This window comes from Streptomyces justiciae (assembly GCF_015163075.1).
In the GTDB taxonomy this organism is placed as follows: domain Bacteria; phylum Actinomycetota; class Actinomycetes; order Streptomycetales; family Streptomycetaceae; genus Streptomyces; species Streptomyces justiciae.
The window spans coordinates 466986-491070 of record NZ_JADDXU010000003.1; the positions used below are offsets into that span (position 1 = coordinate 466986).

At 69.9% G+C, this 24085-nt stretch carries 20 protein-coding genes; 10 read left to right on the forward strand and 10 right to left on the reverse strand.

All coding sequences use genetic code 11. The features are described 5' to 3' along the window. Window positions 1-6: 6 nt before the first annotated feature. Together IQ210_RS10460 and IQ210_RS10465 are read left to right on the forward strand one after the other, a co-directional pair. Window positions 7-1248, forward strand: coding sequence for an MDR family MFS transporter (locus IQ210_RS10460; RefSeq protein WP_194078632.1), 1242 nt, complete (start codon window positions 7-9; stop codon window positions 1246-1248). A gap of 37 nt (window positions 1249-1285) precedes the next feature. After that, on the forward strand, window positions 1286-1888 hold the full coding sequence (locus tag IQ210_RS10465; protein ID WP_194078633.1) for a DinB family protein: 603 nt from the start codon (window positions 1286-1288) through the stop codon (window positions 1886-1888). Between the two features lie 64 nt (window positions 1889-1952). Here IQ210_RS10465 and IQ210_RS10470 read toward each other — a convergent pair whose 3' ends face one another. The 4 genes from IQ210_RS10470 to aspS form a co-directional block, all read right to left on the reverse strand. After that, window positions 1953-2888, reverse strand: a complete 936-nt coding sequence (locus tag IQ210_RS10470; RefSeq protein WP_194078634.1) for an intradiol ring-cleavage dioxygenase — start codon at window positions 2886-2888, stop codon at window positions 1953-1955. Between the two features lie 86 nt (window positions 2889-2974). Next, window positions 2975-4297, reverse strand: coding sequence for an MFS transporter (locus IQ210_RS10475; protein ID WP_194078635.1), 1323 nt, complete (start codon window positions 4295-4297; stop codon window positions 2975-2977). A 179-nt stretch (window positions 4298-4476) separates the two neighbouring features. Beyond that, window positions 4477-5355 (reverse strand): intradiol ring-cleavage dioxygenase, encoded by an 879-nt coding sequence (locus IQ210_RS10480; RefSeq protein ID WP_194078636.1) that lies wholly within the window; start codon window positions 5353-5355, stop codon window positions 4477-4479. Window positions 5356-5473: 118 nt separating this feature from the next. Then, complete coding sequence (gene aspS, locus IQ210_RS10485) at window positions 5474-7237, reverse strand: aspartate--tRNA ligase (protein ID WP_194078637.1); 1764 nt, start codon at window positions 7235-7237, stop codon at window positions 5474-5476. A 183-nt stretch (window positions 7238-7420) separates the two neighbouring features. On the opposite strand from aspS, the gene IQ210_RS10490 reads away from it, so the two are divergent. Then, the gene (locus IQ210_RS10490) at window positions 7421-9568 is read left to right on the forward strand and encodes a SpoIIE family protein phosphatase (RefSeq protein ID WP_194078638.1); all 2148 of its coding nucleotides are present in this window, start codon (window positions 7421-7423) and stop codon (window positions 9566-9568) included. Here the strand turns inward: IQ210_RS10490 and IQ210_RS10495 are convergent. Beyond that, entirely contained in the window at window positions 9529-10599 is a 1071-nt protein-coding gene (locus IQ210_RS10495) for an AI-2E family transporter (RefSeq protein WP_194078639.1), read from the reverse strand. The genes IQ210_RS10490 and IQ210_RS10495 overlap by 40 nt on opposite strands. 93 nt (window positions 10600-10692) lie before the next feature. Between IQ210_RS10495 and IQ210_RS10500 the strand changes: the two genes are divergently transcribed. Continuing rightward, window positions 10693-11343: an HAD family hydrolase gene (locus tag IQ210_RS10500; RefSeq protein ID WP_194078640.1), complete on the forward strand. Its 651-nt coding sequence runs from the start codon at window positions 10693-10695 to the stop codon at window positions 11341-11343. 86 nt (window positions 11344-11429) lie between these two features. On the opposite strand, the gene IQ210_RS10505 is transcribed toward IQ210_RS10500, so the two are convergent. The 3 genes from IQ210_RS10505 to IQ210_RS10515 all read right to left on the reverse strand — a co-directional run bounded on the left by IQ210_RS10505 (window position 11430) and on the right by IQ210_RS10515 (window position 15110). Next, window positions 11430-12401, reverse strand: coding sequence for a pirin family protein (locus IQ210_RS10505; protein WP_126273168.1), 972 nt, complete (start codon window positions 12399-12401; stop codon window positions 11430-11432). A 115-nt stretch (window positions 12402-12516) separates the two neighbouring features. Beyond that, a complete protein-coding gene (locus IQ210_RS10510) occupies window positions 12517-14466 on the reverse strand; it encodes an Ig-like domain repeat protein (protein ID WP_194078641.1) in 1950 nt (649 codons plus the stop codon). A 179-nt stretch (window positions 14467-14645) separates the two neighbouring features. Further along, window positions 14646-15110, reverse strand: coding sequence for an SseB family protein (locus tag IQ210_RS10515; RefSeq protein ID WP_194078642.1), 465 nt, complete (start codon window positions 15108-15110; stop codon window positions 14646-14648). A 321-nt stretch (window positions 15111-15431) separates the two neighbouring features. On the opposite strand from IQ210_RS10515, the gene IQ210_RS10520 reads away from it, so the two are divergent. The 6 genes from IQ210_RS10520 to IQ210_RS10545 all read left to right on the forward strand — a co-directional run bounded on the left by IQ210_RS10520 (window position 15432) and on the right by IQ210_RS10545 (window position 21781). Continuing rightward, complete coding sequence (locus IQ210_RS10520; RefSeq protein ID WP_194078643.1) at window positions 15432-16601, forward strand: RNA-guided endonuclease InsQ/TnpB family protein; 1170 nt, start codon at window positions 15432-15434, stop codon at window positions 16599-16601. A 161-nt stretch (window positions 16602-16762) separates the two neighbouring features. Continuing rightward, a complete protein-coding gene (locus IQ210_RS10525) occupies window positions 16763-18589 on the forward strand; it encodes an acyl-CoA dehydrogenase (protein ID WP_194078644.1) in 1827 nt (608 codons plus the stop codon). 99 nt (window positions 18590-18688) lie between these two features. Then, window positions 18689-19984 (forward strand): M18 family aminopeptidase, encoded by a 1296-nt coding sequence (locus IQ210_RS10530; protein WP_194078645.1) that lies wholly within the window; start codon window positions 18689-18691, stop codon window positions 19982-19984. Window positions 19985-20043: 59 nt separating this feature from the next. Then, window positions 20044-20277, forward strand: coding sequence for a DUF6458 family protein (locus tag IQ210_RS10535; protein ID WP_194078646.1), 234 nt, complete (start codon window positions 20044-20046; stop codon window positions 20275-20277). Window positions 20278-20453: 176 nt separating this feature from the next. Further along, window positions 20454-21581, forward strand: coding sequence for a glycosyltransferase (locus tag IQ210_RS10540; RefSeq protein ID WP_256783140.1), 1128 nt, complete (start codon window positions 20454-20456; stop codon window positions 21579-21581). A 35-nt stretch (window positions 21582-21616) separates the two neighbouring features. Next, the gene (locus IQ210_RS10545; RefSeq protein ID WP_165951232.1) at window positions 21617-21781 is read left to right on the forward strand and encodes a hypothetical protein; all 165 of its coding nucleotides are present in this window, start codon (window positions 21617-21619) and stop codon (window positions 21779-21781) included. A gap of 13 nt (window positions 21782-21794) precedes the next feature. Here IQ210_RS10545 and IQ210_RS10550 read toward each other — a convergent pair whose 3' ends face one another. Both IQ210_RS10550 and IQ210_RS10555 read right to left on the reverse strand, forming a co-directional pair. Beyond that, window positions 21795-23633, reverse strand: coding sequence for a thioredoxin-like domain-containing protein (locus IQ210_RS10550; RefSeq protein WP_194078647.1), 1839 nt, complete (start codon window positions 23631-23633; stop codon window positions 21795-21797). A 29-nt stretch (window positions 23634-23662) separates the two neighbouring features. Continuing rightward, complete coding sequence (locus IQ210_RS10555) at window positions 23663-24049, reverse strand: cupin domain-containing protein (RefSeq protein WP_194078648.1); 387 nt, start codon at window positions 24047-24049, stop codon at window positions 23663-23665. Window positions 24050-24085: the final 36 nt, after the last annotated feature.

Genomic DNA, 24085 nt, shown 5'->3' on the forward strand with positions numbered 1-24085 from the left:
CCACCCATGGCGGACACCGCCCCCCTTCACCAGCGCCTGCGCCAACTGCCGCGCAGCGCCTGGGTGATCTTCGCGGGGATGTTCCTGATCAAGTTCGGGAACTTCCTCAACGTCTTCCTCGTGCTCTTCCTCGTCTCCCGCGGCTACTCCACCGCACAGGCGGGCCTCGCGGTCGCCGCGGTCGGCCTCGGCACCTTCGTCGGCAACATGATCGGTGGCACGGTCGCCGACAGGTTCGGCCGCCGCAGCGCCATCGCGGTGTCGATGTTCGGCTCGGCTGCGGCCACCGCCGCGGTCCCCTTCACGGACGGCCTGGTCACCACGACCGCCCTGGTCTGCCTGGTCGGCGTCTTCGCCCAGCTGTACCGCCCGGCGGCCGGCGCGCTCCTCGTCGACGTCGTCGACGGCGAGCAGCGGGTCATGGCGTTCGCGGTGCTCCGCCTCGCCGTCAACGTCGGCATGGCGGTCGGCCCGCTGGTCGGCGGTCTGCTCAGCGGCCACTCCTACACGTACGTCTTCGCGGGCGACGCCCTGTTCTCCGTCGCCTTCGGCACCCTGGCCCTGCTGCTCCTGCCGGCCGGCCGCCCGGCACAGGCCCCGGTCACCGCCTCCGAGGCGGCGGGCAAGGGCGGCTACCGCGAGGTCTTCACCGACCGCCCGTACGTGCTGTTCCTGCTGTCGATGGTCGCCGCGACCTTCGTCTACGGCCAGACGACTGCGACGCTCCCCCTGCACGTCACCGACGCCGGCTTCTCCAACACCGTCTACGGCCTGCTCCTCGGGCTGAACGCCCTGCTGTGCGTGGTCATCGAGCTGCCCCTCACCCGGCACACCGAGCGCCGCGACCCGCGCCGCGTCATCGCCCTCGGCCTGCTGCTGCTCGGCGCCGGCATGGGGCTGACGGGCGCGATGAACGCGGTGTGGCTGCTGGCCCTGACGGTCGTCCTGTGGACGGTCGCCGAGACCATCTACACCCCGATCGCCAACGCCTACCCGGCCGAGTTCTCCCCGGCCCACCTGCGTGGCCGCTACCAGGGCGCCGAAGGCCTCGCCCACACCCTCGGCGGCACCCTCGGCCCGGCCGTCGGCGGCCTCCTCTACGGCATCAACGCCCCGCTGCACTGGACCGTCTGTGCCGCCGTCGCCGTCCTCGGCGCGGTCCTGGTGCTGGGCGCCAAGCCCGGCGTACGGCAGACGGAGACTCCGGCGGCCCAGACGCCCGAGCCCGTGTCCGCCACCACCAACTGATCCGCACCACCCGTCACTTCACACCAGAGAGACCCCGATGACCGTCAGCAGCACCGAAGTTCCCCGCATTGACATCCCCTCCGCGACCGAGGACCCGGCGGCATACGTCACCGCGCTCCTCGAAGTCGCCGCCGAGCGCGACCCGTTCGACGTCCTCGCCAAGACCCCGGTGTGGGCCGCGCGGCTCTTCGCGGACCTGCCGACCGAGCTCGCCGAGACGGTCCCGGAGGAGGGGGAGTGGCCGGCCGCGTTCACCGTCGGGCACCTCTTCGACGTCGACATCGTCTACGGCTTCCGCTGGCGCCTGGTCGCCACCGAGGACGCCCCGGTCTACCCCGGCTACGACGAGGAGAAGTGGGCCCCGCTGCCCCGCCTCCCGTTCCGCCAGATGCTCGACGCCTGGACCGGCCTGCGCGCCTCCAACGTGGCCCTGCTCGCGGCCCTGCCGCCCGAGGACTGGCAGCGCACCGGCCACCACGGCGAGCAGGGCGGCGAGACCATGGAGGTCATGATCAAGAAGGTGGTCGGCCACGACATCGCCCACATCAACCAGATCTACCGCGCGATCCGCCTGGTCCGTCAGGCGGCCGGCCTGGACGTGGCGGAACTGGACGCGACCTACCTGTCGCTGGGCCTGTAAGGGGCCACCGCGCAAAGGGCGCCCGGGACTTGACCGTCCCGGGCGCCCTGTCATCCGCGCGGTGTCACATGGTGGTGTTGTCGTTCTCCGCGTCCGGGTCGACGCCCATGGTGATGGAGCCGACGACGCCCTTGGCGATGTGCTTCTTGTCGTACTTCAGCTTGAGGAGACCGCCCGCGGTGCCGCTCTGGTCGTAGATGGTGTCCTCGGTGAGCGTGGTGCGGGTGGTGGTGCTGGTGGAGTACGGCTCGACCTCGGCGGAGGCGAGCACGGACTCCTCGGAGAAGAAGAACTGGCCGGTGTGGCAGGTGTTGCCGCCCTCGTAACCGGCGTCCGTCCACTCGCCGTTGACGTGCACCTTCGTGTGGATGTGCACGCAGCGGCCCTGGTACCAGCCGGGGAAGATGGTCTTGAAGGTGACCTTGCCGTGCTTGTCCGTCTTCCAGGTACCGCGCAGATAGCGCTCGTCGTCGGTGGGCTCCTCGTGGATGGAGCCGCCGGTGCCACCGGAGGGCGCGCCGGACGGCGGCTCACCGGTGGGCGTGGCGCCGTCGCTGGGGGCGTCGGTCGGCATGCCGCCACCGCCACCGCCGGACGACATGCTCTCGTACCCCGAGTAGATGCCCAGCGCGTCGCAGTGCCAGATGTCCACGGCCGCGTTCGCGATCGGCTTGCACGTCTCGGCGTCGATCACCTTGAGGTTCAGGACGAGCGGGATGCCCTCCTTGTCCTCGGTGATGTCCCGGCGGATCTTGTCGGCGTCGATGTAGTACGGCCCCTCGGTGGTCTCCGAGGTCAGCTTGTAGCACGTCTCGGCGGCGGAACCGGTGCTGCTCGCGGAGGCGGAGGCGCTGTCCGTGGTCTCGTCGGCGAACGCACCCGAGGCGAGCGCCGCGCCCGCCCCCACCGCGACGGCGGCACCCGCACCCGCCACGACGACCTTGCGCCGCGTCAGATCCCGCCTGTGCTTCGGTTCGTTGCCCTGCTGGTTTCCCGTCATGGGCACCGAAGTTAGGTAAGAAGACTGGGAGGGCCACAGGCGAGAGCTGTGACCCCCTCACAGGGAAACACCAGGTGAGCCTTGCCTTACTTGGGAGTCGGTCCCGCTACGACGGTGGCGCCGACCGTCCCCGCGGTCGCGTCCGCGGCCCGCGCACCGCGGAGGTAGCGCGCCGCGACCACCGCGAGGAGCGACGCCGCCGACAGCGTGTAGAGGCCGCCGTTGGTGCTGCCGGTCGTGTCCTTGAGATAGCCGAAGAGGAAGGGCGAGACGAACCCGCCGAGATTTCCTATGGAGTTGATCAGTGCCAGCCCCGGCGCGGCGATCCTGAGATCGAGGCCGGACTGTGCCATCGGCCAGAACAACGTGGCCGCGCACTTGGAGCCGACCCCGGCGAGCGTGACGGCGGCGAGCCCGAACCACGGCGAGCCGAGCGTGGCGAGGAACGTGCCGATCGCGGCGAGGACGAGCGTGACCGCCAGATAGGGGCGCCGGTCGGGTGCCCGGTCGGTGAAGTGGCTCATCGCGTACATGGCGATCATCGAGCACACCGCCGGGATCGCCGACAGCAGCCCGACCTCGAAGGACGACAGCCCGCCGATCTCCTCGATGAGGCTCGGCAGCCAGAACGTGATCGCGTACCCGGTGAGCGTCATCGCGAAGAACGCCCCGGTGAGCAGGGCGACCTGGGGGTGGAGGACGAGCCGGAGCCGGGAGGTGCGCGGGGCCCGGCTGCGGACGTCCTCGTCGCGGGCGACCGCCGCGCGCAGCGCCGCCTTCTCGTCGGCGGCGAGCCAGCGCGCGTCCTCGATGCGGGAGACGAGGAAGAACCCGGCGACGATCCCGACGACGACCGAGAAGACGCCCTCCAGAGCGAACATCCACCGCCAGCCGGCGATCCCGTGCGCCCCGTGCAGCTCCAGCAGCGCCCCGGTGATCGGCCCGGTCACGATGCCGGCCGCGGCCGACCCGCCCAGGAAGATCGCGCCGGCCCGCCCGCGATGGGCGTCGGGCAGCCACTGGGTCATGTAGAGCATGGCGCCGGGGAAGAACCCGGCCTCCGCGACGCCCAGCAGGAAGCGCAGGACGTAGAACATCGTGACGTTGTGGATGAAGCACATCGCCACGATCACCAGCCCCCAGGTGATCATGATCCGGGTCAGCCAGACCCGGGCCCCGAAGCGTTCGAGGAGCATGTTGCTGGGCACCTCGAACAGGGCGTACCCGATGAAGAACAGGCCCGCGCCGAGCCCGTAGGCGGTGGCGCTGACCCCGACATCGGCCTGTAGCTCGTCCTGGACGAACCCGATGTTCGTCCGGTCCAGATTGTTGACCAGCAGCATCAGCACCAGCAGCGGCATCATCCGGCGGAGGAACTTGCCGACGGCGCGGCTCTCGGGTTCTGACATCGTTGTCTCCCACGATGGTTGTACACATACATGAACTGCCTTCACGTATCTGCGCGACCTTACGAAGGGCGACAGTGCGGGTCAATGGGTTGTTCAGACGTCCACATGTATGGACACAATGAGGAGAGCCCCGCCCCCTCACGGCCGCAGACGGGCCGGGGAAGCGGGGCCCGGTCGGCTCAGGTGCCGTCGTTCGTCGCCTCGGGGTCCACGCCGACCGTGATCGACCCGCGCACGCCCTTCGCGATGTCGTCCTTGCGGTACCGCAGCTTCAGCAGGCCACCCTGGGTGCCGCTGCCGTCGTAGATGGTGTCCTCGTCGAGCGTGGTCCGCTCCGCCGTGTTGGAGGCGTACGGCTCCACGGCCGCCGAGGCGAGCACCGACTCCTCGTCGAAGAAGAACTGCCCGGTGTGGCAGGTGTGCCCGCCCTCGTACCCGGCGTCCGTCCACGCGCCGTCGACGTGCACCTTCACATGGATGTGCACGGTACGGCCCCGGTACCAGCCCGGGAACACCGTCCGGAAGGCGACCCGCCCGTGCCTGTCGGTCCGCCAGGTGCCGCGCAGATAGCGGGTGTCGTCGGTCGGCTCCTGATGCCCGCCGCCACCGCCCGGGGGAGGACCGGTGGGGGCGTCGGTGGGCGTACCGGTCGGCGATTCCGTCGGCGCCGGCCCGCCGCCCCCGCCACCCCCGTTGCCCATGTCCTCGTACCCCGAGTACACACCCACCGCGTCGCAGTGCCAGATGTCCACCGCGGCATCGCGGATCGGCCGGCACGTTTCGTTGTCGATCACCCTGAGGGCGAGGAGCAGCGGAATGCCCTCCCGGTCCTCGGTGACGTCCCTGCGGATCTTGTCGGCGTCGATGTAGTAGGGGCCCTCGGTGGTCTCCGAGGTCAGCTTGTAGCAGGCGTCGGCCCCGGCCGTCTCCTCGCCCGCGGACGCAGTAGCGGTGAAGGCGCCGCCCACCCCCACCGCGGTCACCGTCACACCACCGGCCGCCAGGACGGTCCTGCGCCTCAACTGCCCTCTGTCGTCTGCTTTCTGAGTTCCCGTCATGCCCCGGGACGCTAGGGGCGGGAGATCCGGCAGGAACATCGGAGGGAGCTGTGAATCAGGGGGCGCAAGCGAAAGGGCTCGAAACCGACGCCGGTTTCGAGCCCTTCCTGTCCGCTTGTTACTTCGGCTGCGGCTTGCGCACCGTCAGGTGCAGCTCCTTCAGCCGCGCCTCCTCCAGCTCCGTCGGCGCGCCCATCATCAGGTCCTGGGCGTTGCCGTTGAGCGGGAAGGCGATGGTCTCGCGGATGTTCGGCTCGTCGGCGAGGAGCATCACGATGCGGTCGACGCCGGGGGCGATGCCGCCGTGCGGCGGGGCGCCGAAGCGGAACGCGCGGAGCATGCCCGCGAACTTCTCCTCGACGGTCTCCCGGTCGTAGCCCGCGATCTCGAAGGCCTTCAGCATGATCTCGGGCTCGTGGTTCCGGATCGCGCCGGAGGACAGCTCGACACCGTTGCAGACGATGTCGTACTGCCAGCCCAGGATGTCCAGCGGGTCCTGGGTCTCCAGGGCCTCGAGACCGCCCTGCGGCATCGAGAACGGGTTGTGCGAGAAGTCGATCGCGCCGGTGTCCTCGTCCTTCTCGTACATCGGGAAGTCGACGATCCAGCAGAACCGGAAGACGTTCTCCTCGAAGTGCCCGGCACGCTTGGCGGCCTCGACCCGCACCGCGCCCATGATCCTCGAGACCTCGTCGAACTCGCCCGCGCCGAAGAACACCGCGTGTCCGGCAGCCAGCGACAGCCGCTTGGTCAGCTCGGCGACGTTCTCCTCGGTGAGGAACTTCGCGATCGGGCCGGTGAGCGAACCGTCCTCGGCCACACGCACCCAGGCCAGGCCCTTCGCACCCAGCGTGACGGCGAAGTCGCCGAGCTGGTCGAAGAACTTCCGCGGCTGGGCGGAGACGTCCGGCACCGGCAGCGCGCGCACGTGCTTGCCGGCGAAGGCCTTGAACTCCGAGCCCTCGAAGATGTCGGTGATGTCGACGAGCTCCAGCTGGGCGCGCAGGTCCGGCTTGTCGGAGCCGTACTTCAGCATCGCCTCGCGGAACGGGATCCGCGGGAACGGCGAGGTCACATGACGCCCGTTGCCGAACTCCTCGAACAGCTCGGTCATGAGCTTCTCGATCGGCTGGAAGACGTCCTCCTGCTCGACGAAGCTCATCTCGACGTCGAGCTGGTAGAACTCGCCCGGCGAGCGGTCCGCGCGCGCGTCCTCGTCACGGAAGCAGGGCGCGATCTGGAAGTAGCGGTCGAAGCCCGAGATCATCAGCAGCTGCTTGAACTGCTGCGGAGCCTGGGGGAGGGCGTAGAACTTGCCCGGGTTCAGACGGGACGGCACCACGAAGTCACGCGCGCCCTCCGGGGAGGTGGCGGACAGGATCGGCGTCGCCATCTCGTTGAAGCCGAGGGCCACCATCTTGGAGCGGATCGAGGCGATGACCGACGACCGCAGCATGATGTTCTTGTGCATGCGCTCGCGGCGCAGGTCGAGGAAGCGGTACTCCAGACGCCGCTCCTCGTTGACCCCGTCCTCGGTGTTGATCGTGAACGGCAGCGGGGCGGCGGCGCCGAGCAGCTCGACCTCGCTCACCTCGACCTCGATCTCACCGGTCGGCAGATCCGGGTTCACGTTCTCGGTTCCACGTGAAACAACGCGGCCGTCGATACGGACCGTGGACTCCTTGGAGACCTTGTCCAGCGCCTCGTAGGCCTCGGTGCCCGGGCGGGCGACCAGCTGCGTGATGCCGTAGTGATCGCGCAGATCGATGAAGAGGATGCCGCCCAGGTCGCGCCGATTGTGCAGCCAGCCACTCAGCCGGACGTCGGTGCCGACGTCAGAGGAGCGGAGCTCGCCGCAGGTGTGGGACCTGTACCGATGCATCGTCGTTCATCGTCCTTACAGTGTGGGCGTGTGCCGAGGGTCACTCCCCGACAGGAACGGGCCATGGTGCCCGGACCTCCCAAGGGTACCGGCCGCCCCAAGATCGCCTCTCCACCATTTACGTCGTATGCATGCATGGGCCATCAGTGGCACGGTGCGATCACCTCTTCTTACAGTGGGGCAATGCGCACTGGTGAGCCCTTGCCCGCCGTGGGGGAGGTCCTCTCCGCCCTCGCTACCGGCCTGTGGCACTGGGACACCGCGACGGGCCTGGTCACCGTGGACGCCGAGGCAGCCCGGCTGCTCGGACTGCGGGCCGAGGCCACCACCCTCACCGAGGTCCAGGCACGCGCGCGCATGCACCCCGTGGACTGGAACGAGATCACGGGCGTGATCCAGCTCGCCGTCGCCGAGGGCACCCTCGCCGAGGTCCGCATCCGGATCATGGACGAGCAGAACCGGGTGATCCGCGTCGTACGCAGCCGCTCCAAGCCGTCGTACGACGCCGAGCGCCGCGCCTTCGTCCTGATCGGCGCGATGCAGGAGGTCACCGAGCCCTCGCCGACCACCGCGGCGGCCCGCAGCAGCACCGCGATCACCGGCGACTGGCGCCGCTCCCGCGAGGCGTTCCTGCTGGACGCGGGCCGCGCCCTGGCCGAGGCCCGCTCCACGGAAGAGGTCCTGCGCGTCGCCGCCGGCCTCTCCATGCCCGGCTTCTCCCCCGACGGCCTGGCGGTCTTCGGCGTCGAGGGCGACCGCCTGAAGATCATCGGCCACCACGGCCAGCAGCCCGGCGACGAAGGCCCCTTCTCCCACATGTCCCTGGAGACGGACTACCCGGCGGCGGAGGTCGTCCGCACCGGCCGCGCGGTGTACCTGTCGAGCCCCGAGCGCTACCGCGACCGCTACCCGGTCACCTGGCCGCTGGCCGCCCACTTCGGCCGCCAGTCCTGGGCGTTCCTGCCGCTGACGGTCGCCGGCCGCACCATGGGCGCCTGGATGGCGGCCTTCACCTACCCGGTGGCCTTCACCCCCGACGAGCGCTCGGTCCTCACCACCGTCGCCCGCATGCTCGCCCAGGCCCTCTCCCGCGCCGAGGCCGCGGAATCCGCCCGCGAGCTGACGGACGGCCTCCAGCGCTCCATGCTCCCCAAGCTGGGCCCCGAGATACCCGGCATGAGCGTCGCCGCCCGCTACGTCCCCACCGGCGGCGGCCTCCAGGTCGGCGGCGACTGGTACGACATGATCCCGCTGCCCAACGGCCGCCTCGCCCTCGTCATCGGCGACGTACAAGGCCATGACGTCCGCGCGGCGGGCCTGATGGGCCAGCTCCGCATCGCGCTGCGCGCCTACGCCTCCGAGGGCCACCGCCCCGACGCCGTCCTCTCCCGCGCCTCCCGGTTCCTGCACGGCATGACGTACGACGACGACCAGGACCCCGGCGACCTGCGCTTCGCGACCTGCCTCTACGCCGAGGTCGACCCCAGGACCGGCGCCCTCGACATCGCCCGCGCCGGCCACCCCGACCCGGCGATCCGCATGGCCGACGGCACGGTGATAGCCCGCCGCACCGACGGCGGCCTCCCCCTCGGCATCGACCCGGACGCCGACTACCCCACCACCCGGCTCACCCTCGAACCCGGCGAGACGATGATGGTCTGCACGGACGGCCTCCTGGAGACCGGCGGCCACGACCTCGACACGGGCTGGCAGCGGGTCCGCACCATCCTGGAGGAACACAAGGGCGACGACCTCGAGGAACTCGCCGACGCCCTGGTCCAGGCGGTCCACGGCCCCTCCTCCCACCACACCCCGGGCCCCCTGACCGACCGCCGCGAGGACGACATAGCGGTCCTGCTCCTGCACCGCGAGGGAGACGGCTGCGGCTGCGGCGACACGGTCACCCCGCCCCAGGTCCGCCGCACGATGCTCTCGGTGGCCCAGGCGGAACCGGAACGCGTGGGAGTGGCCCGCGAACAGCTCAGGGAACTCCTCCACGACTGGCCCTCCCAGGACCAGATCGACTCCGCCGTCCTGCTCCTCTCCGAGATGCTGACGAACGTCCTCGTCCACACGGACGCCGACGCGCTCCTCCTCGCCGAGGTCCACGGCGAGGGCCCCGGCAGCCGCCGTATGCGCATCGAGGTCACCGACACCAGCGACGACCTCCCCCACAAACGCCGCCCCGGCGAACTCGCCTCCTCCGGCCGCGGCCTGATGCTCATCGAACTCCTCGCCGACGCCTGGGGAGTCGACCCGCGGGGCGAGGGCAAGAGCATCTGGTTCGAGCTCTACGAGTCGACGGCGGACGAGTCCTCCGCGCCCGCGTAACGCTCCCTCAGCTCGTGCGCGATCCCGAACGCGGCGGCGGTCAGCGGCACGGCGAGCAGCATCCCGAGAATCCCGGACACGGACGCCCCCGCGGTGATGGCAAGCATCACCACCGCCGGATGCATCTGCACGGTACGGCTCTGGATGACGGGCTGCAGCACATGCCCCTCCAGCACCTGCACGGCGAGCACGACTCCCAACGCCCACAAGGCGATGACGAACCCACGGTCGGCCAACGCGACGAGCACCGCGACGGCCCCCGAGATGAACGCGCCGAGATAGGGGATGTACGCCCCGACGAACACAAGCGCCCCGAGCCCCACGGCACCCGGCACGTCCAGGATCAGCAGCCCGACGGCGATGCAGGTGGCATCGATGAGCGCGATGAGGGTGGTCCCCCGCATGAACCCCTCCATCGCCTCGAAGGCCCGCCGCGCCATGGCCTCGACGAGATCACCGGAGGAGGCGGGAACCACCGACCGCAGCGCACCCACGGCCCGATGCGAATCCCGCAGAAAGAAGAAGACGAGAAAAAGCGCGAGGACGGCCATCGCCAGGGCCTCCCCGACGACACTCACCCCGCTGATGACCCCGGACGCGGCGGTCCCCCCGAACTTGCTCAGCAACTCCTTGGCGTTGGAGGCGAGATCATCGAGCGAGGTCCCGGCCGCCCCGAAGTGATCGGCGATCCCCTGAGCCGCGTCCTTGAGCGAGGCGACGATCTCGTCGCCGGTGTCGATGAGCGCCGCGACGACGATGTAGACGGCCCCACCGACCACGCCGACCACCGCCACACAGGTGAGCCCGGCGGCCAGCGACCGCCCGACCCTGACCTTGATGAGCCACCGGTGCAACGGCCCGAGCAACGCGGTCCCGAGCAGCGCGAGCAGCACCGGCACGACAGCGGTACGGAACTCCGCGCACAGCCGGATGCCGACGTACACGACCCCGGCAACAAGCAGCACCACGGCACACCAGGCGGCGATACGACGAATCGGGGCCGGGAGCAGCGCAGTCGACGGTTCCTGCATGCTCCCATCTGGCCATACGTCAGTTCCGGTGTCGCGCAGAAGCAGCCGAACGAGCCCTCGAACCGGCCCACGGCCACCTGCCATGATCAACAGGTGACGAGCGAACCCTCCCACCCCGGCCGCCGGAAGTACGTCCTGTTCGACGTGGACGGCACCTTGATCGACGCGGTGAACAACCAACGCCGGGTCTGGGCCACCTGGGCGGAGCGCTACGACCTGAACCCGACCGAGGTCTACGAGGTGGCCCTGCGCACCCGCCCCCTGGAAACGTTCGCCCAGGTCGCCCCGAACCAGAACCCCCAACACTGCCTGGCGACTCTGCACGAACTGGAGGACGCCGACGTCAGATCCGGCGTCTACTCAGCCTTCGACGGCGCCTCCGAACTCCTCCACGCCCTCCCCCCGGACTCCTGGGCCCTGGTCACCTCGAACTACGAACACCGAGTCCGCGGCCGCTTCCAGCGCACCGGCCTCCCTCTACCGTCCCTGATAGTGGACGCGGCAGCGGTGCCCGAGGGCAAACCGTCCCCCACCCCCTACCTCCAGGCCGCCACCCACCTGGGCGCACCCCCCGAGGACTGCCTGGTCATAGAGGACGCCCCCTCCGGAATCCGCTCAGGCCTGAACGCCGGAATGCAGGTATGGAGCGTGAACACCGCAACCGCCCCCGAAGGCCCCCACCGCCGCTTCCCCACCCTCCGCGAAGCGCTCCCCGACATCCTGGCGTTCGCTGAGCAGGGCTGAATCACTTCTCGTAGTACGGCAAGGGCCCGAATCCGCAGACCGAGCTTGCGGATTCGGGCCCTGGAGAGCCGGGGAACCGGTGCGCCTTACAGGCCGCCCTCCGACATTCCGTGCACGGCGGGGATCGTCCCCAGCCGGCCCTTCTGGAAGTCGTCGAACGCCTGCTGGAGTTCCTCGCGGGTGTTCATGACGAACGGGCCGTAGTGGGCCATCGGCTCACGGATCGGCTGTCCGCCGAGGAGGACGACCTCGAGGTCCGGCGTGTGGGAGTCCTGCTTCTCGTCCGCACGGACCGTCAGGGAACCGCCGGCACCGAAGACGGCCGTCTGCCCCATCTGGACCGGACGCCGCTCGGCACCCACGGAACCACGCCCCGCCAGCACGTACGCGAGGCCGTTGAAGTCCTCGCGCCACGGCAGCGTGATCTCCGCGCCCGGTGCCAGCGTCGCGTGGATCATCGTGATCGGGGTGTGGGTGATGCCGGGACCCTGGTGGCCGTCGAGCTCACCGGCGATGACCCGGAGCAGCGCGCCGCCGTCGGGCGTCGTCAGCAGCTGGACGTTGCCGCCGCGGATGTCCTGGTACCGGGGCGCCATCATCTTGTCCTTGGCCGGGAGGTTGACCCACAGCTGGAGGCCGTGGAAGAGCCCTCCGGACATGACCAGCGACTCCGGCGGCGCCTCGATGTGGAGGAGGCCCGAGCCGGCGGTCATCCACTGGGTGTCGCCGTTGGTGATGGTGCCGCCACCGCCCTGGCTGTCCTGGTGGTCGAAGATCCCGTCGATGATGTAGGTGACGGTCTCGAAGCCCCGGTGCGGGTGCCAGGGAGTCCCCTTCGGCTCGCCCGGCGCGTACTCCACCTCTCCCATCTGATCCATCATGATGAACGGATCCAGATGCCGGTAATTGATCCCGGCGAACGCTCGGCGCACCGGGAAGCCCTCGCCCTCGAAGCCGCTCGGCGCGGTCGTGACGGCGAGTACGGGACGGGCCACGGCGTCCGCGGGGGCGGCGACGCGGGGAAGCGTCAGTGGGTTCTCGACGGTCACTGCAGGCATGTCGGTACCTCCTTGGTGCGACCAGTTTAGTTGAGCATTGAACTTTCTGCCACCCCTAACGGCAGAAGCCCGGAGGACATTCCCTCCGGGCTCCACCACGCGGGCCTGACCCGCGTCAGTTGCTGAAGTACAGGTACTTCCAGGACCCGTACGTCGTCGAGTTCACGGTGTCGCCGGACGAGCCGTTGACGTACACCGACCGCATCCGCGCCCGGATGCCCGACTCACCGGGTGCCCCGAGGGACACGGCCGACTTGCCGCTCGTACCGAGCGGGAAGTACTCCGAGTCCGAGGAGTACCAGGTGCCCTGGTAGTAGACCTGGAGGTCGAAGCGCTGCTGGCGGCCCGGGTAGTAGGTCATCGTCGTCGTGAGCAGCGGGTCGGTGCTCTTGTGGAACCAGTAGTACGTCGTCGAGCCGATCTTCGCCGTCTTGTAGTGCTTGGAGACGGCGGTGGAGATCTTGACTTTGGCGTAGGCCGTGGACTTGACGGTCTTCGGCTTGTAGCGGGAGTCGCCCGAGAAGACCGCGGTGACGGCGGTGTCCCGGGTCATGTCCACCCAGGCACTGATGTTGCCGTCGGAGTTGACCGTGCCGGTCTTGATCAGCTTCTTGCCCTTGTCGCTGCCGAAGGGGTCGGCGTAGATCGAGACGGAGCGGTTCTTGTACGTCGTCCCGAGGTGCGCGGTGAACTTCACGTCGGCGCCGTACGAGTACAGCTTGCCGTTGTTGTTCAGGCTCAGCGAGGTCGAGGCGCGGGAGACGTCGACGGTGTCGGAGGCGCTGACGGCCGTGTGGGCGGTGTCGCCCGCGTACTTCACCGTGTACTTCACCTTGCCGCCGGCGGGCGGGGTGTTGGTGAAGGAGTACGTGCCGTCCGCCTTGACCGTCACCGACGGCAGCGCCTTGCCGTTCGGGCTCTCCAGGTCGGTGCGGGTGACCGACAGCTGCGCGCCGGCCGGCAGCGGCACCGAGGCCGAGATCTTGCCCTTGACGGTGAGCTGCTTGGCTCGGGGGGCCGTGGCGGGGGCGCTGACCGTGAGGGTCGGCACGCTGAGCGTGGGCTGGGTCAACACCTTGAGCGTGTAGCCGTTGCTGAAGTTGACCAGGGCGAAGACGCGCGAGCTGTCCGGGGCCCAGGCCACGTCGTTCACGGGTCCGGTGCCCGGGGTGTAGGTGCGGACCGGCTTGGTTGCGTCCGGCCGGTAGATCGCGACCTGGGTGCCAGAGGTCTGGGCGATCAGGCCGCCGGGCCCGATGTCGGCTCCCTGTCCGGCGGGGTAGGCGCCGGCCTTGGTGAAGGTGCCGTTGGCGAAGGCGTCCCGGTCGGTGCCGTTGACGAGCACCTGGTCGCCGCCGGGGACGAGGTCGACGTCGTAGACGCCGTTCGTCAGGGCGTACGAGGTGTCGTGCCAGGCGGTCACCTTGGGGGTCGCGCCCGATACGTCGAGGACGGCGAGGGTGCCGGAGGAGTCACCGGTCTCGCCGACGGCCAGCAGGCCGGGGCGCAGCGGGTCGGTGTCGAGGAGGGCCTGGCCCCACAGTCCGGAGCCGGTGCCCTCGGTCGGGAGCTGGGCGAGCGCCACCGGGTCGGTGCCGCTCGCGGGGTCCACGGCCGGGTCGACGGAGCCCAGGTCGCCGTCCCACTGGTCGCCGTAGGAGAACCAGACCTTGCCGCCGGCGAACGCGAGGTGCGTGGGGCCCGTGCCGGTGGCGACGGGGTAGCGGGTCTTGATGTCCAGGGTGGCCGGGTCGAGGGCCACGATCTCGTGCGTGCCGCGCAGGGCGGCGTACAGGGTGGTGCCGTCGTCGGAGAGCGCCAGTTCGGAGACGCCTTCGACGCCGGCGGTCACGGAGTCGACCTGGTTGCCGTTGTAGTCGGCGGCGAAGATCCGGCCGTTGGCGCTGTCGCCGACGAAGACCCGCTTGAGCGAGTCGCTGACGGCGAGGCCGCCGGGCGAGCCGACCGTGGTGGTGGCGGCCGAGGCCGTCCCGGCCGTCACGGCGGTCAGCGCGACGGAGCTGAAGAGGACCGCGAGCGCCGTCGCGGTGGATGTGCTGCGCATGCGCACAGGTGTGAACCCCCACAAGAGATCCCGGGGTCGCCGGGAGACTGAGAGCGCCGCGCGGCACCCGGACGCGGACCGCCCGGAGGGCGGTGTGGCGTGCGGGGCGCGGCTGCCAGGGGCACTCTATGGCATGACTGTGACAATCCAGTGGAGGTTTTTCCTCCGCCGGGCAGCGGCTAGCCGTACATCCGGCGCATCGCGAACTCCACCATCTGCTCGACGGCCTTCGCGTCGAACACCATCCGGTGTTCGCCCTCCATGTCGAGGACGAAGCCGTACCCGGTCGGCAGGAGGTCGATCACCTCGGCGCCGGTGATCACGAAGTACTTGGACTCCTTGCCCGCGTACCGGCGCAGTTCCTTGAGCGAGGTGAACATCGGGATCACCGGCTGCTGGGTGTTGTGCAGGGCGAGGAAGCCGGGGTTGTCGCCGCGCGGGCAGTACACCTTGGACGTGGCGAAGACCTGCTGGAAGTCCTCGGCGGCGAGCTGGCCGGTGGTGAAGGCGCGTACCGCGTCCGCGAGGGACGGCGGGGACGGCTCGGGGTACAGCGGCGGCTGCTGGCCGTACCCGCCCGGCATCTGCTGCTGTGGCGTGGCGTACTGCGCTTGCGTACCCGCGCTCTGGTCGTAGCCGTACATGGGCGCAAGCGTACCGAGCGGCCGGGGCGAGTGGTCCGGTACGGAGGGGGTTCACCTGGTGCCGCCGCCTCAGGCTCGTGCGTAGAGCGCCCGAATCCCTGTCCGCCGGGGTCAGAGAATGCGAACGCGCGTACCAATGATCGCTGGTCGGAGTGGCGGTCGCGCGATCGGGGTACGGGTGTGCGGCTGTCGCACCTACGGTCTCATTCCAAGATGTCGGCAGGCCGCGGATGCTCGGTCCGGGGTTGCGGAGGGGGTGAGGGTTCGACGGGAGCGGTCGCAGAGGAGGCCCGGCATGCGCGGTGGACGTTCCGGCTGCGGATGTCGTCGACCGCGCTCGTCGCGCTGCGGGCGGAGTGGGACCGGTGCCGGTGGCTGTGGAACGAGTCAGTGGCCAAGTCCAAGCAGGTCCACGCCCAGAACAGGACCCGGCCCGACGGCACCGGCAAGCAGACGTGCGGTCCGGCCCAGCTGGACAGGATGCTGACCGAGGCCCGCCGCAGCACGCCGTGGCTGGCCGAGGGCAGTTCGGTGCCGCAGCAGCAGATCATCCGCGACTTCGGCAAGTCGAGGGCGAAGTCACTCAAAGACATCAAGGAACGTCTGCCGCAGCGGCAGCGGGCCGGGATGCCGGGCTGGAAGACCAAGCGCGAGGCGCTGCCGAGCCTGAACTACACCCGGCGTGGGTTCCGGCTCAAGGACGGCCGCCTGCACCTCGCGGGCGGCATCGTCGTGACGCCGGTGTGGTCGCGGCAGCTGCCCGCCGCCCCGTCCAGCGTGCGCGTGTACCAGGACAGCCTGGGGCACTGGTACGCAAGCTTCGTGGTCCCGGCCGAGGTGCAGCCGCTGCCCGGGACCGGCCAGGTGCTCGGCATCGACTGGGGCGTACGCGAGATCGCGACCACCACTTCCGACGGCCACGACCTCCCCCACCCGCAGCACGGTACGAAGGCCCGCGCCAAACTGGGCCGATACGACCGGATGATGGCCCGCCGCAAGCCGAAGAAGGGCCAGGCCGCCTCCAAGGGCTACCGCCAGGCGAAACAATGTCGGGCGAAGACCTACGCCAAAATCGCCCGGCAGCGGCAGGACACGGCCCGCAAATGGGCCAGGAAGGTCGTGGCGGACCACGACGCGATCGCGGTCGAGGACTTCAAGCCCAGGTTCCTGGCGAGGTCGTCCATGGCGCGCAAGGCCGCCGACGCGGCGATCGGCGCCACTAAGAAGGCCCTGCTGGAGATGGCCCGCAAGCACGGCCGGATCGTGCACCTGGTGCACCCGGCCCACACCACCATGGACTGCGCACGGTGCGGAGCGAGAGCCAAGCACGCCCTGCCGCTGTCCGAACGCACCTACACCTGCACCGCGTGCGGAGCCGTCTCTCCCAGAGACAAGAACTCCGCCCGCGTGATGCTGGTCCGGGCTGGTCTCACCCCGGCTGGCGCCGAGGGCGTAAGACCTCTGGGAGCGCCGCTCCCAGAGGCCGCCTGAGCCAGGAATCCCCTGCTCAGCAGGGTGAGGAGTCAAAGATGGCCGGATCGGGGTTGCGATTTATTACCGGCGGGTAGCATCATCGTATCGAAGCTACTTGTCGGTACGTGAACTAGCGCGAGGATCCAGTGCCTCGCCCGTCTCTCCAGGGAGCCGTCGCCATGGGGCACTACAAGTCGAATCTCCGCGACATCGAGTTCAACCTCTTCGAAGTACTCGGCCGCGACAAGCTGTACGGCACGGGCCCCTTCGAGGAGATGGACGTCGAGACCGCGAAGAGCATCCTCGACGAGCTGACGCGCCTCGCGGAGAACGAGCTGGCGGAGTCCTTCGCGGACGCCGACCGCAACCCGCCGGTCTTCGACCCGGAGACCAACACCGCGCCGGTCCCCGCGTCCTTCAAGAAGAGCTACAAGGCCTTCATGGACTCCGAGTACTGGCGCCTCGGCCTGCCCGAGGGCATCGGCGGCACGGTGGCCCCGCCGTCGCTGATCTGGTCGTACGCGGAGCTGATCCTCGGCGCCAACCCGGCCGTGTGGATGTACTCCTCCGGTCCGGCGTTCGCCGGCATCCTCTACGACGAGGGCAACGACGTACAGAAGAAGATCGCCCAGATCGCCGTGGAGAAGACCTGGGGCTCGACCATGGTGCTGACCGAGCCGGACGCCGGTTCGGACGTCGGCGCCGGTCGGACCAAGGCGGTCCAGCAGGAGGACGGCTCCTGGCACATCGAGGGCGTGAAGCGGTTCATCACGTCCGGTGAGCACGACATGGAGGAGAACATCCTCCACTACGTCCTCGCGCGTCCCGAGGGTGCCGGTCCGGGCACCAAGGGCCTGTCCCTCTTCCTCGTCCCGAAGTACCTCTTCGACTTCGAGACCGGCGAGCTGGGCGAGCGCAACGGCGTCTACGCCACGAACGTCGAGCACAAGATGGGCCTGAAGGCCTCCAACACCTGCGAGATGACCTTCGGCGACCAGCACCCCGCCAAGGGCTGGCTGATCGGCGACAAGCACGACGGCATCCGCCAGATGTTCCGCATCATCGAGTTCGCCCGCATGATGGTCGGCACGAAGGCGATCTCGACGCTGTCGACCGGTTACCTGAACGCGCTGGAGTACGCCAAGGAGCGCGTCCAGGGCTCCGACCTCGCCGCCTTCGGTGACAAGGCCGCGCCCAAGGTCACCATCACGCACCACCCGGACGTCCGCCGCTCGCTGATGACGCAGAAGGCGTACGCGGAGGGCATGCGCGCCCTGGTGCTGTACACCGCCTCGATCCAGGACGCGATCGCGGTGAAGGAGGCCGCGGGCGAGGACGCCAAGGCCGAGCACGCGCTCAACGACCTGCTCCTGCCGATCGTGAAGGGCTACGGCTCCGAGAAGGGCTACGAGCAGCTCGCCCAGTCGCTCCAGACCTTCGGCGGCTCCGGCTTCCTCCAGGAGTACCCGATCGAGCAGTACATCCGGGACGCCAAGATCGACACCCTGTACGAGGGCACGACCGCGATCCAGGGCCAGGACTTCTTCTTCCGGAAGATCGTCCGCAACCAGGGCGCGGCCCTGAACGGTCTCGCCGAGGACATCAAGAAGTTCCTGGCGCTCGGCACCGGCGGTGAGGAGCTGGCCGGCGCCCGCGAGCACCTCGCGAAGGCGGCCGTCGAGCTGGAGGCCATCGTCGGTCTGATGCTGACCGACCTCGCGGCCACCGAGCAGGACGTCAAGAACATCTACAAGGTGGGCCTGAACACCACCCGGCTGCTGCTGGCCTCCGGTGACGTGGTCGTCGGCTACCTGCTCCTCAAGGGCGCGGCTGTCGCCGCCGAGAAGCTGGAGACCGCCTCCGCCAAGGACAAGGCGTTCTACACCGGCAAGATCGCGGCTGCGAAGTTCTTCGCGGCCAACGTCCTGCCGGGTGTCACGGGTGCGCGCAAGCTCGCCCAGAACGTCGAGCTGGACCTGATGGAGCTGGACGAGGCCGCGTTCTAGGACACATCAGCACAGCTCTCCTGAGGGCCCGCTCCCCGCACCGGGAGCGGGCTCTCGTACGTCGTCCAGGTGAATCCCTTCGTCGTTAAGGTGAACCCCATGAGCGAACCCTCCCGCTTCGACCGCGGCCACACCGACGACCTCATGACCTTCCTGGCGGCGAGCCCGTCGCCGTACCACGCCGTGGCGAACGCCGCCGAGCGGCTGGAGAAGGCCGGCTTCCGGCAGGTCGCCGAGACGGACGCCTGGGACGGGACCAGCGGCGGCAAGTACGTGCTGCGCGGTGGCGCGATCGTGGCCTGGTACGTCCCCGAGGGCGCCGAGGCGCACACGCCGTTCCGGATCGTCGGCGCGCACACCGACTCCCCCAACCTGCGGGTCAAGCCGCTGCCGGACGCCGGGGCGCACGGCTGGCGGCAGGTGGCGGTGGAGATCTACGGCGGGCCGCTGCTGAACTCCTGGCTCGACCGCGACCTGGGCCTGGCCGGCCGGCTGACCCTGCGGGACGGTTCGACGCGGCTGGTGAACGTGGGCCGGCCGCTGCTGCGGGTGCCGCAGCTCGCCATCCACCTGGACCGCTCGGTGTCGGCGGAGGGGCTCAAGCTCGACAAGCAGCGGCATCTGCAGCCCATCTGGGGGCTCGGCGACGACGTCCGCGAGGGCGATCTGATCGCGTTCCTGGAGGAGGAGGAAGGGCTCGGCGCGGGCGAGGTCACCGGCTGGGACCTGATGGTCCACTCCGTCGAACCGCCCGCCTACCTGGGCCGCGACAAGGAGCTGGTGGCCGGGCCACGCATGGACAACCTGCTGTCCGTGCACGCCGGGGTGGCCGCGCTGACCGCGGTCGCGGCCGGCTCGGACCTCGATTACATCCCCGTACTCGCCGCCTTCGACCACGAGGAGAACGGCTCGCAGTCCGACACCGGTGCGGACGGGCCGCTGCTCGGCAGTGTGCTGGAGCGTTCGGTGTTCGCGCGCGGAGGGTCGTACGAGGACCGGGCGAGAGCGTTCGCGGGCACCGTCTGTCTGTCCTCCGACACCGGCCACGCGGTCCACCCCAACTACGCCGAGCGGCACGACCCGACGCACCACCCGCGGGTCAACGGCGGCCCGATCCTCAAGGTCAACGTCAACAACCGGTACGCGACGGACGGTTCGGGCCGCGCGGTGTTCGCCGCCGCCTGCGAGAAGGCCGACGTCCCCTTCCAGTCCTTCGTCTCCAACAACTCCATGCCCTGCGGCACCACCATCGGCCCCATCACCGCGGCCCGGCACGGCATCAAGACGGTCGACATCGGCGTCGCCATCCTGTCGATGCACAGCGCCCGCGAACTGTGCGGCGCGGACGACCCGCACCTGCTGGCGAACGCGCTGGTGGCGTTCCTGGAGGGATAGTTTCCGCACGCCTGGTTACCCGCCCCTGACGGAAACTTCATGCAGGGGAGGCGACACTCATGGGCCTCGGCGGATGCATCATCCTCATCGCCGCGGGAGCCATCCTCACGTTCGCGACCGACTGGGACATGCAGGGGGTCAACCTCGATCTGGTCGGCATCATCCTGATGATCGTCGGGCTGATCGGCGTCAGCACCTTCAGCAGCATCGCGCGGCGCAGGCGGGTCGTGGTGCCGCCCACCACGCCGGTCATCGACGAGGAGGGGCGGACCCGGAGGGAGCCGCCTTACTGACAGCCCGTCACAAACGGGTCTCACAGGAAATATCCAGACAACCGTGAGCAGTCCGTTACACCGGACTGCTTGTCTGCTTGTAGTGATTTCGTGAAGACTTGTGAGGACTCAGAGGTCCCGGGGGGTGAGCGTTACCGGGTCTCGTCCTCGCAAGACTTCGCACCAGGGGGCCCGCAGTGCTCGACCTCGCGGCGCCCAGCGGTCGCCACGCGGCCCGCCGTGCCCACGCGGCCCCCGAGGAGCCGCCGACCCGCCCCCGGCTCGCCGTCCTGATCCCGGCGCACAACGAGGCGGACCGCATCGGCGCCGCCATCGACGGCCTGCGCGACCAGACCCGGCGCCCCGACCTCGTCGTGGTGGTCTGCGACAACTGCACCGACGACACCGCCGAGATCGCCGTCGCGCACGGCGCCCAGGTGTTCCACACCCAGGGCAACACCCACAAGAAGGCCGGCGCCCTCAACCAGGCCATCGCCTGGATGCTGCCCCACCTCGACGACCGTGACCTGCTGCTGGTCCAGGACGCCGACACCGTCCTCGACCCCTGGTTCGCCGAGACCGCCCTCGCCACCTTCAACCGCAAGGTCGGCGCCGTCGGCGGGGTCTTCTACGGCGAGGAGGGCGGCGGCCTCCTCGGTCTGCTCCAGCGCATGGAGTTCCACCGCTACGCCTGGGAACTGGAACGCACCGGCGGCAAGGCCCAGGTCCTCACCGGCACCGGCACCATGTTCCGCGCCCGGGTGCTGCGCGAGGTGCGGGCGGCCCGCCGCGCCGGGGTGATCGGCGGCGGCAGCGGCTACTACAGCCTCGCCTCGCTCACCGAGGACGACGAGATGACCAAGGCGGTCAAGACCCTCGGCTACCGGGCCATGTCCCCGGCCGGCTGCGCGGTCACCACCGAGGTCATGCCGACGCTGGGCAAGCTCTGGCACCAGCGGCTGCGCTGGCAGCGCGGCGCCCTGGAGAACCTGCGCGACTACGGCTGGACCAAGGTCACCGCCCGCTACTTCGCCCAGCAGGTCCTGATGGGCTTCGGCGCGCTGTCGTTCCTGGTCTACCTCGTCTACATGACCACGTTCACCACGCTGTACGGCTGGCCGGGCTTCTCCCCGTTCTGGACGGGGATCGGCCTGATCTTCGTCGTCGAGAAGACGGTCTCCGTACGGCGGGCCGGCCCCAGGGCCGTCCTGGTCGCGGCGCTGATGGTCCCGGAGATGCTCTACGACCTCTTTCAGCACGCCGTCTACTTCACCTCGCTGTGGGGGATGTTGCGCCGCAGCGAGGAGAAGTGGGTCGCAACCTAACCCTCAACCCTCAACCGAGAGAAGCGAGAAGCACGATGTACGGACGAGTGATCGGCGCGGGCACCACCGGTGCCGGAGGCGCCACCCTGGCCGCGACCGGCCTGTGGATGAACAGCATGGCCCTGGTCGTCACGGCCACCACCCTGGCGGCCGCGGGCGTGGCCCTCTACAAGCTGGCCCCGCGCCCGCGTCGCCGGTAGTGGCCTTATCGGCCTACTGGTCGCGCTGGTCGGGGTCCATCCCGGCCAGCACCAGGGGCAGCCGGTCCGCCCCGCCCTCGACGAGGCGGACCGGGACGCCCCAGTCCTGCTGGTGGACATGGCAGGCCGGGTATTCGTTCTCCGGGTCGTCGTCGCAGCTCGCCGCCATCGCGAAGACGTGCAGCACACCCTCCCCGACGGCCGGATCGAGGCGCAGGGTGCGGGAGAGATCGGTGCCCGCGCCCTCTCCCTCTCCGTCGAGCAGCAGCTCGGGCGGGGTCGACGAGACCAGCAGCCTGGTCGAGGGGCCGTAGCGGGTGTCGAGCTTCTGTCCGGCGGGCGCCTGGAAGACGACGTCCAACCGGAGCTCGCCGGGGGCCACTTCGGTGGCGGCCCGCTGCGTGCGATGAGCGACCGAGGCCACCTTCACGGCCTCCTCCGGCAGCCGCAGCCGGGTCAGCCGGTGCCGGGCGGACTCCACGACCACGATGTCCTCGCCGACGAGCACGGCGTCACTGGGCTCGCGCAGGTCGGTGGCGAGGGTGGTGACCTCGCCGGTCGCCGGGTCGAAGCGGCGCAGGGCGTGGTTGTAGGTGTCGCTGACGGCGACCGAGCCGTCGGGGAGCGCGGTGACGCCCAACGGGTGCTGGAAGAGGGCCTGTTCGGCTGCGCCGTCGCGGTGACCGAAGTCGAACAGCCCGGTGCCTACGGCGGTGTGGATGGTGCCGCCGGGGTCGACCCAGCGCAGGGCGGACGTCTCGGAGTCGGCGAGCCAGAGCCTTTCCGGGGTGGCGGCGAGCCCGGAGGGCTGGGCGAACCAGGCCTCTTCGGCGGGCCCGTCCACAAGTCCCTCGTTGGTGGTGCCGGCGGCGACCGAGACCGTCCCCTCCTCCGGGTCGTACGTCCACAGCTGGTGGACGCCGGCCATGGCGATCCACACCTTGCCGTTCCAGTGGGCGACGTCCCAGGGGGAGGAGAGGTTGACGTCACGCGCGGGACCCGAGGTGGCGTCGGCCTGCATCCACTGCCGCCCCGTGCCGGCGAGGGTGGTCACCGCGCCGGTGGCGAGGTCGAGCCGGCGCAGGGCGTGGTTGACGGTGTCGGCGACGACGACGGAGCCGTCCGGCAGCAGCGCGAGTCCCTGCGGCTCGTTGAAGGAGACGGCGCCGGCGGACCCGTCCTCGAAGCCGCGCCGCCCGGACCCGATCCGCCGTACGACGCTCTCCCCGTCCGCCGCCAGCTCGACGAGCTGATGCCGGGTGGTGTCGCTGACCAGGAAGTTCCCCGAGGGCAGCACGAGCGCCTTCCCCGGGAACCGCAGCACGGTCGGCTCCGGCTCCGGCGCCACATAGGGCCCGTCCCCGCGCCGCAGCGTGCCCTTCGCCTCGTGCTCCGCCTCCAGCTCGGTCACCAGCCGCTCGATGGCGTGCACATGGCCCTCACCGGCGTGCTGCGCGACGACGTACCCCTCCGGGTCGATCACGACGAGCGTCGGCCAGGCCCGTACCGCGTACTGCTTCCAGGTGGCCAGCTCGGGATCGTCCAGCACCGGATGCCCGACCCCGTACCGCTCCACGGCGTCCACCACCGCCCCGTGCTCCGCCTCGTGCACGAACTTGGGCGAGTGCACGCCGATGACGACGACGGTGTCGCGGTGCTTCTCCTCCAGCTCGCGCAGCTCGTCGAGGACATGCAGGCAGTTGATGCAGCAGAAGGTCCAGAAATCCAGAATGACGATGCGTCCCCGCAGGTCGGCCAGGCTGTACTGCTTCTCGCCCGTGTTCAGCCAGCCGCCCTTGCCGATCAGCTCGGGGGCGCGGACACGGACGCGGCGGGGTGCGGAGTCGCTCATGGATCAAGGGTGCCACCCGCCACCGACAGTCACCTCAGCGCATGCCCGGTCGTCGCGTCCACATGGTCCGGTACGTCGTCATGGCGGTCCCCGACGGTGAGGGTGCCGGTGGGTTCGAACAGGAGGATCGCGGTGGGTGCGGGGGCGTACGGCTTGTGCTCGATGCCGCGCGGGACGGTGAAGACCGAGCCCTTCGGCAGGACCACCGTGCGCTCACCGGCCGGCTCCCGCAGGGAGATGTGCAGTTCGCCGTCCAGGACCAGGAAGAACTCGTCGGTGTGGTCATGGACGTGCCAGACGTGGTCGCCCTCGACCTTGGCGACACGGACGTCGTAGTCGTTGACGGCCGTGACGATGCGGGGGCTCCACGGCTCGGTGAAGGAGGCGAGGGCGGCGGAGAGCGCGATGGGTTCCATGACGTCATCGTCCGGGGTGGCCGGGGCGGTTCACGA